Source organism: Amycolatopsis sp. CFH S0740 (assembly GCF_004522315.1).
GTDB lineage: Bacteria > Actinomycetota > Actinomycetes > Mycobacteriales > Pseudonocardiaceae > Amycolatopsis > Amycolatopsis nivea.
Genome location: NZ_SDLS01000002.1, coordinates 596,503 through 604,305, shown reverse-complemented (window position 1 = coordinate 604,305; position 7,803 = coordinate 596,503). Strand labels below are relative to the sequence as shown.

The window sequence follows — 7,803 nt, the reverse complement described above, 5'->3', positions numbered from 1 at the left end:
CCAACTTCTGCCGACGAATTTCTGACGCAGGACACTAGCCATACTGCGTTGGTTGGGGTTTGGGTTCGTTTGTTGATGTTGTGCCAGATCTTCGAGCCCGGGATCGCGCCGTCGCGAGCGAAGGCATAGATCATGCGGGAGTTCGCGGTCACGGAGGCCATGCCGCAGAACAGTTGGGCGCCGATGCAGATCAGGAGCAGGAATTTTCCGGTCACCGCGCCGGTCGCGTCGATGAAGATCTGGGCTGGCGGGACGCCGGTCGCCGAGTTGACGGCTCCGTCGTAGTCCTGGATCGCGAACGTCAGGCCGATCAGCAGGATCCAGCCCGCGACCAGGGACACGAGGATCGAGTTGATGATTCCGCGCGGGCCCGCTTTCGCGGCGTTCTTGGTTTCCTCCGTCATGTGCGCCGAGGCGTCGTAGCCAGTCAAGGTGTACTGCGCCAGCAACAACCCGAGCAAGAACACGTACGGCGCGGAACCCCAGCCGGTTTGGTTCACGAAGCTGCCGAAGACGAACGACGCTTCCTGATGCTTCGCCGGCACGAACACGAGTACGCCCACGATCACCAGCACGCCAACCAGATGCCACCACACGCTGACGCTGTTCAGCACCGCCACCACTCGCACGCCGAAGGTGTTCAGCACCCCGTGCACGACAAGAATGATGGCCAGCAACAGAATCGTGTGACCCGGCGTCGCGCTGAAGCCCCACTGCAGATCGAGGAACGCGTTGAGGAAGAGCGCGGCTCCGAAGTCGATGCCCGCGGTGACCGCGATCTGCCCGATCAGGTTGAACCAGCCGGTGAACCACGACCACGCCGGGCCGTTGCGGGTCGCCAGTTTCGCGGCCCAGTAATACAGTCCGCCCGCGGTCGGGTAGCTCGAGCACACCTCCGCCATGCCAAGCCCGACCAGCACCACGAACAGCCCGACCAGCGGCCAGCCCCAGATCATCGCCGCCGGGCCGCCGGTTTTCATGCCGAAGCCGTACAGCGTGAGGCAGCCGGACAGGATCGAGATGATCGTGAACGACACGGCGAAGTTCGAGAACGCCGACATCGTGCGTTTGAGTTCCTGCGCGTAGCCGAGCGCGTGCAGGCGAGCGCTGTCTTCGTCGGGTTGTCCGGTCTGCTGGTCGGAGACATCCATCGGGCACCCACCTGAAAGGTATGCGGACAGACCATTGAGAGTGCGCAGAAGTTAGCCCTCTCCGTTCACGGGTGTCAAGGTTTCGCTGGTCGCTGGGCGGAAGCTCCTCCGAACGGCGCAGGGCGGTCCGGGTCTGAGTGATCAACATGAGTCCAGTATCTCGAACGAATGTTCGAGAGAGCATCACTCGAACCGGTCGTCTCTGGGGTGACTGAGCGCGCAGGCCATGATCAGCGAGTGAGCGCCGAAGAGCTGGTCGCGATCGAGCTGGCCGACGAAGAACGCGAAGTACTGCGTCGCGGAGTGAATGAGTGGCGTGGGCCAGCACATTGCACTGAGGCGCTTGCCGTGGCGATGGGCTTCCGGAACGTGGCTGATCTGCACGAAGAAGGAAACCATCTGCATGCGGCGCTCACCGCGCACTCCATCGGCACGACGATTGAACAGCCGCGAAAAAGCCCGCCGGAGACGCGAAGGTCCCCGGCGGGCTGGGAGAAACGAAGAAAAACTCAGCGACCAGCGAAGTCCCGCACCGATTCCAGCGCAGTATCCGGCTGGTCGGCGAAGAATCCGTCGACCCCGGCCTTCAGGAACGCCGCTTCCTCCGCGAACACGTTGCCGAACGCGCTCGGGCTCGCCGAGGAGCGCAGGTTCGCCGGAAGGAACGGGTTTTCGTTGCGGAAGGTGTAGGGCTGCACCTCAAGACCGGCGCGGTGCGCGTCGGCGATCAGGGTGGTCGGCTTGCCGAGGTTGTCCTGCGCGTCGCGCGGGATGATCTGGCCCTTCTCCGGGCCGAGGTACTTCGCGTACTTCGCGATCTCGCGCAGGCCGGCGGGCGTGATCAGGTCGGCGTACGTGCGCTTGTCGCCCTTCGCGACGAAGTCGGCGGGAGCGCCCTTCGCCTCGGTCAGCTGCAGCAGCGGAACCCGCACCTGCTTGTGCAGCTCCTGGAGGTTCGACACCTCGAACGACTGGATGATCACCGGTGCGTTCGGCCGGTTCAGGCCGTTGCGGTTGAGGATCGACACGAGCTTCGGTTCGGTCGGGTTGCCGATCGAGCTGAAGTACGTCGAGTGCTTGACCTCCGGGTAGGTGCCCAGCGTCCGGTGCAGTTCGTGGCCGAGTCGCCGGGTCAGGTCGAGCACCTCCTGGTAGGTGGCGATCCGGTAGCGGCCGTCGTAGAGCTGGTTGTTCGGCCGGTTCTGCGGGATCCGCTCCTTGGCGTAGAGCGTCTTCAGCTCGGCGAGGGTGAAGTCCTCGGTGAACCAGCCGGTCATCTTTGTTCCGTCGATGACCTTCGTGGTCTTGCGCGAGGCGAACTCCGGGTGGGCCGCGACGTCGGTGGTGCCGCCGATCTCCGGCTCGTGCCGGGCGACGAGCTGGCCGTCCTTGGTCGGCACCAGGTCGACGTCGACGTAGTCCACGCCCATCCGGTAGGCGAGTTCGTACGACGCGAGCGTGTGCTCCGGGCGGTAGCCGGGCGCGCCCCGGTGTCCGACGATCACCGGGCCATCGTGCCGGGGACCGTGCGCGGCCGCACCCGCGGCCGTCTCCTCGCTCGCGGAGGCCGGGCCGATCGCGAGACCCGCGACGCCGAGCAGGGCCAGACCGGACAGGGCGAGCACGCCGAGGCGTTTGCGCTTCATGGGGGACCTTTCTCTACCGGGCGATCCGCAGCTCGCCACGACTACCGCGTCACCCTCACCGCCGCAAGCGTCGGGCGCGCGGCACCAGCCGGACGGGCGGTTGACAACCGGGTAAACGGTGGATGGCGGGCGAATCCGGACACCCGGGCGACCGGCGCCGGACCAGTCGTCCATCTGGTCCGGGCCGGGGTCGCGGACGGCGCGCTGCCGCGGCGCGACACGCACCGTTACGCTGTCCGGCGTGCGCGTACTGGTAATCGGCTCCGGCGCCCGGGAGCATGCACTCGTCCTCGCGGTGGCAGGCGACCCCGCGGTCACGGCGCTCGCTTGCGCCCCCGGCAATGCCGGCACGACTGCGGTCGCGGAGCAGCTCGGGGTCGAGCTCGCCGAGCCGGAGGCCGTCGCTGCCCTGGCCAAGGAATGGAAGGCCGATCTCGTCGTGATCGGGCCGGAGGTGCCGCTCGTCGCGGGCGTCGCCGACGCGGTGCGCGACGCTGGCATCGCCTGCTTCGGACCGTCTGCCGCGGCTGCGCGCATCGAGGGGTCGAAGGCGTTCGCGAAGGACGTCATGGCGGCCGCGAAGGTGCCGACAGCCCGCAGTGAGGTCGTCGACACTCCCGCGCGCCTCGACGCCGCGCTTCAGCGCTTCGGGCCCACCTGGGTCGTGAAGGACGACGGTCTCGCCGCCGGCAAGGGGGTGGTCGTGACCCAGGACGTCGAGGTCGCGCGCAAGCACGCGCTGATGCTGCTCGACGGCGGGCACCCGGTCCTCCTGGAGTCCTTTTTGGACGGCCCGGAGGCCTCGCTGTTCTGCTTCGTCGACGGCCGCACCGTGGTGCCGATGCTGCCCGCGCAGGACTTCAAGCGCGTCGGCGACGGCGACACCGGCCCGAACACCGGCGGCATGGGTGCCTACGCGCCGCTGCCGTGGGCGCCTGCCGACCTGGTGGACGACGTCGTCGCGCGGGTCGTGCAGCCGGTGGTGGACGAGCTCGCCGACCGGGGCAGCCCGTTCTCCGGCCTGCTCTACGCCGGTCTCGCGCTCACCTCGGAAGGCCCGCAGGTGATCGAGTTCAACTGCCGCTTCGGCGACCCCGAGACGCAGGTTGTGCTGGCGCTGCTGCGTACGTCGCTGGCGACAGTGCTGAACGCGACGGCCACCGGGAAGCTGGCTGAGCTACCGCCGCTGGAGTGGTCGGGCGGGGCCGCGGTCACCGTCGTGATCGCTGCTGACGGGTACCCGGGCAAGCCGCGCACTGGTGACGTCATCACCGGCGGAGAGATCGAAGGCGTGCTTCACGCGGGTACGCGGCGTCGCGACGACGGTGCGGTGATCTCGGCTGGCGGACGCGTGCTGTCCGTCGTCGGCACTGGTAAGACGCTTAAGGCGGCGCGTAAGCACGCGTACGAGACTGTCGAGCGCGTACACCTCGCTGGCTCGCACCATCGCACCGATATCGCACTGCGCGCGGCCAACGGGGAAGTAAGCGCTCCCGTCTAAGCAGCTTCTCCACGAAGTTCGCCTCGGGTTCACGCGCCGGTTGGTAGCCTCGAAACGGGTCCGTACGGTCACTGTCCGTATCACGGGAGGGGTTAGCGCATGCCGGGAAGCACACCGCTCACCGACCTGGCTTCGTCGGTTCCGGCAGCGCCGGGTGTGGCGGACATCGTGGTCGAGCCGGCGAAGCTGCTCGAGGTCGCGCGAGTGGTCGACGAGCAGGTCAGCGCGCTCGAAGACAAGCTCCTCACGCGGCTGGGCGAGTTGCGCGTCGACACTCCTTCGTCGGACACGGTGAGCGTCAACGCGATGGCTGCGTGGAACACCGTGGTCGCCGAAGGTGATCAGTCGTACGCCGCGCAGGTGCGCGCGTACGTCGCCAACCTGCACAAGCTTGTCGGACAGCTGCGCGAAGCAGCGAAGACGTACGAGGCCAGCGACGCGGACAAGGCTGCGGCGTTCGGGGACCGCGGTGCGCACGGCATCCACTAAGCCGCTCCTCGCCGTCGTCGCGGTGCTCGGGGTCGCGGGCTGCTCGTCAGGCGAGCAAGGCACCGCGTACCCCGTACAGCCCGCGATGAGTTCCCTGGCGCAGCAGACGAAAGCGGCCGCATTGCCGCCGAGGCCGTCGGACTTGCCGATCGCCGGTACCGATCCGTGCGACCTGCTGGGCCAGGCGCAGCTCGACCTGCTGAAGGTCACGAGCGTGCCGCGCAAGGCCGCCGACCCGAAGGACGGGCCCACCTGCGTGTTCGATTCGGACAAGACCGAGCCGTTCCACGCGCTGCACCTGCGGATCGTCAACGCGGACGTGCAGGAGTGGCTCACCGGATCGCGGCGCAAGAACAGCATGACCACCGCGGCCACCAGCGTCGAGGGCTATCCGGCGATCACGAACTACCGCGCGGCGGGCACCCCCGCTGACTGCGAGGTGCTCGTCGGCGTCGCCGCGGGACAGACCATGGCGGCACAGGAGTTCGCGGTCACCGCGGGCGCGTTCAGCCAGCCGCAGTTGTGCGACATCGCCACCCAGGCCGCCGGCCTGGCCGTGCAGGGCCTGAAGAACCGGACCTAGGGAGGGCGCGTGGAGATCTCCGAACTCGCGGGCAGGATCCGCGACCACCGTTTCGACGGGTGGACCGACACCGCCATCGCCGACGAGATCGAGAAGTTCGGCACCGGCGACGGCATCGCCAGCATCGCCACCGCGGTCGAGGCGCTGCGGGAAATCGCGACCGCGCTCGCGAGCACCGACCACACGCTGCGCGACCAGCTCGCGAAGCTCGGCGTCGAATGGCAGAGCCAGGCGGGCGGACAGGCCGGGCAGGTGCTGTCGGACCAGGCTGGCTTTTCGCAGGACGCGATGCAGAAGGTCACGCACACCGCGGAAATGCTTTTCGCGCAAGGGGAAGCGTTCAACCGCACCAAGTACAAGCTGCCCGACCCGGCCGCGGTGCGCAAAGGCGCGGAGAGCCTCACGCTCGTCGATTCGGTGGCGAGCTTCCTCGGGTTCGAGACCGATCACGCGGCTCAGGTGCAGGCGGCGGACAACGCGCGCGGCCAGGCGGTCGAGGCGTTGAACGCCTACGCCCAGCAGAGCGGTGAAAACCTGCTGTCCACCGAACCGTTGAGCCAGCCGCAGTCGCTCGCGATGGCCCAGCCCGGCAGCGGTCCGAGCCCGGTTGACCGCGCGGCCGCGGCGGTCGAGGTGACGCCGGACGGTCAGGTGCAGCCCGCCGCGGCGTCGGTGAAATCGCAGTACGTTCCCCCGCCGCCACCCCCGGCCCCGCCGGTCGTGGATCCGCCGACGCCCGCGTACGGCACGGCTTCGCAGGCACCGGCTCCTCGGCCGGTCGCGCCGGTGGTCGCGGCCAGCTACGTGCCGCCGTCCTCGCCGCCTCCTGCGGGCTGGGAGACGGGACCGGCACCGCACGGCAATCCGCCGCGCTCGGTCGGTTCGACCAACGGGCCGGGAATCCCCAGCGCGCCAAGCACTTCGGGTGGTTCCGGCGCGACACGGGTTCCGGGCGGGCCCGGGCAGTCCGGCACATTCCTGCCGACTGGTCCGCGTGGGACGAGCAGCGGATCCGAGAGCGGTCCGGTTAGCCGCGGAACCGTGGGCAGTTCCGAAAGTCTTGGCGGCACAAGCGGATCCGGTCGTTCGGCGTTCGGCGGTCAGGGCGGAAACCTCGGCGGTGCCGCGGGCGGCAGCTATCCCGCTGGCGGGCAGGAAAACCAAGCGCTGCAACGAGGCCGTCTGGTCGGCAGCGTCCCGCAGGCACCGGTGCCGCCCGTCGCCGAAACCCCCGGCAACGCCCCGGCCCCGCGTGCGGGAGGCGCGTCTGCCGGAGAAATCGGAGCAGGGGCCGCTGCTTTGGGCGCGGGAGTGGCCGGTGGCGCGCTTTCCGGCGACCGCGAACGGCAAGGCCGCGGGCAAGACGGTCAGCCGAAGGGCCCGGTCCGGCCGTTGCCGGTGGACGAGCTTCCCGAGGAAGAAGCCGTCGCGCTGCGGAAAGCCGAGCAGATCGCGCCGAAGTCGGGTGGCGGCGACGCCAAGTACCTCTCCGAAGCCGCGCCGCAGGAAAGCGACGACGAGCACGTGCGCCGCTTCGGCGTCGACGACAAGGACCTGTTCGCCGACGGCCGGATGGTGACGCGCGACGTCCTCGGCGACGGCACGGGAGACGTGCGCCGGCCGTGAATCTGGTACTGACCGCCCTCGAATTCGATGTGCTGTGGGAATCGCTTGACCTGGGCGGGCGTCCGGCCGCGCTCGCGGTTCCGTCGCCGGGACGCACGCACACCGAACGGGCCGAACTGATCGAGTCCGTCTGGGATTCGCTCGCGCAGCGACGGCTGGCGCGCGGCCGCCGTCCTTCCGGGACGGTGCTCGACCAACTGCATTTGCTGGCGCGTCCGCGGGAAGCTCTGGACGTCTGGGTGTGGGCGGACCGCGAGATCCGCGGCCGTGCGGTGAGCCGGGGCAGCCAAGCCGTGCTCGCGGTGGTCGACCGGGACGAGGTGTGGCTGATCCCCGCCGACGCCAGCGCGCTGGCCGACGCCGCGGTGACGGTGGCCGGATCGCTCGACCCAGGCGTCGGCCAGTCGGTCTCGGTACCGCACAGCACGCTCGTCGCCGCCGACGCGGCTGCCGCGGGTGATCCGAAAGCGCTGGTCACGGCCTTGGAAGACCGGGGTGTGGCGTTGTGGGAAGCGCAGGAACTGGCGGGCATGCTGATGGGACAGGCAGCCCGCGGCCAGTTCTGCGCGGAACGGGTCCTGCGGGACGGCACGGTGCGCCGCTCGCCGCACGTGGCGGCGTTCTACGACACCGATTCCGGGCGGTATCTGTTCCAGCTCACCGACGATTCGGACGGACACACCTGGGCGACGGTGAGCCCGGCGGACAACGCGGTGCTGGCGGAGCGGGTGCGGGAGTTGCAAGCCGCGATTTGACGCTTTCGGCTGACCGTTTTCTCCCGTTTCGACCACGTGCTAACCCGGTTCG

Annotated in this window: 8 protein-coding genes; 5 read left to right on the top strand and 3 right to left on the bottom strand. The window is 69.1% G+C overall.

Annotated elements, in window-relative coordinates; all coding sequences use genetic code 11:
- From EIZ45_RS06235 to EIZ45_RS06225, 3 genes are all read right to left on the bottom strand, one after another.
- Positions 1-1,151 (bottom strand): amino acid permease (locus EIZ45_RS06235; RefSeq protein ID WP_134736032.1); only part of this gene is annotated, 1,151 nt, incomplete at its 3' end.
- Positions 1,152-1,334: 183 nt separating this feature from the next.
- Complete coding sequence (locus EIZ45_RS45975) at positions 1,335-1,556, bottom strand: hypothetical protein (protein WP_167756349.1); 222 nt, start codon at positions 1,554-1,556, stop codon at positions 1,335-1,337.
- Between the two features lie 104 nt (positions 1,557-1,660).
- Positions 1,661-2,797: a glycerophosphodiester phosphodiesterase gene (locus EIZ45_RS06225; protein ID WP_043834738.1), complete on the bottom strand. Its 1,137-nt coding sequence runs from the start codon at positions 2,795-2,797 to the stop codon at positions 1,661-1,663.
- A 241-nt stretch (positions 2,798-3,038) separates the two neighbouring features.
- On the opposite strand from EIZ45_RS06225, the gene purD reads away from it, so the two are divergent.
- The 5 genes from purD to EIZ45_RS06200 all read left to right on the top strand — a co-directional run bounded on the left by purD (position 3,039) and on the right by EIZ45_RS06200 (position 7,751).
- A complete protein-coding gene (gene purD / locus EIZ45_RS06220) occupies positions 3,039-4,298 on the top strand; it encodes a phosphoribosylamine--glycine ligase (protein WP_037808770.1) in 1,260 nt (419 codons plus the stop codon).
- 99 nt (positions 4,299-4,397) lie between these two features.
- Positions 4,398-4,787: a PE domain-containing protein gene (locus EIZ45_RS06215; RefSeq protein WP_037354127.1), complete on the top strand. Its 390-nt coding sequence runs from the start codon at positions 4,398-4,400 to the stop codon at positions 4,785-4,787.
- Positions 4,768-5,370 carry a DUF3558 domain-containing protein gene (locus EIZ45_RS06210; RefSeq protein WP_051172556.1) on the top strand — a complete coding sequence of 201 codons (603 nt, stop codon included), beginning with the start codon at positions 4,768-4,770 and terminating at the stop codon, positions 5,368-5,370. Before EIZ45_RS06215 ends, EIZ45_RS06210 begins: the two co-directional genes overlap by 20 nt.
- Positions 5,371-5,379: 9 nt before the next feature.
- Positions 5,380-6,996 carry a PPE domain-containing protein gene (locus EIZ45_RS06205; protein ID WP_134670284.1) on the top strand — a complete coding sequence of 539 codons (1,617 nt, stop codon included), beginning with the start codon at positions 5,380-5,382 and terminating at the stop codon, positions 6,994-6,996.
- On the top strand, positions 6,993-7,751 hold the full coding sequence (locus EIZ45_RS06200) for an ESX secretion-associated protein EspG (protein ID WP_037808765.1): 759 nt from the start codon (positions 6,993-6,995) through the stop codon (positions 7,749-7,751). The genes EIZ45_RS06205 and EIZ45_RS06200 overlap by 4 nt, the downstream gene beginning before the upstream one ends.
- Positions 7,752-7,803: the final 52 nt, after the last annotated feature.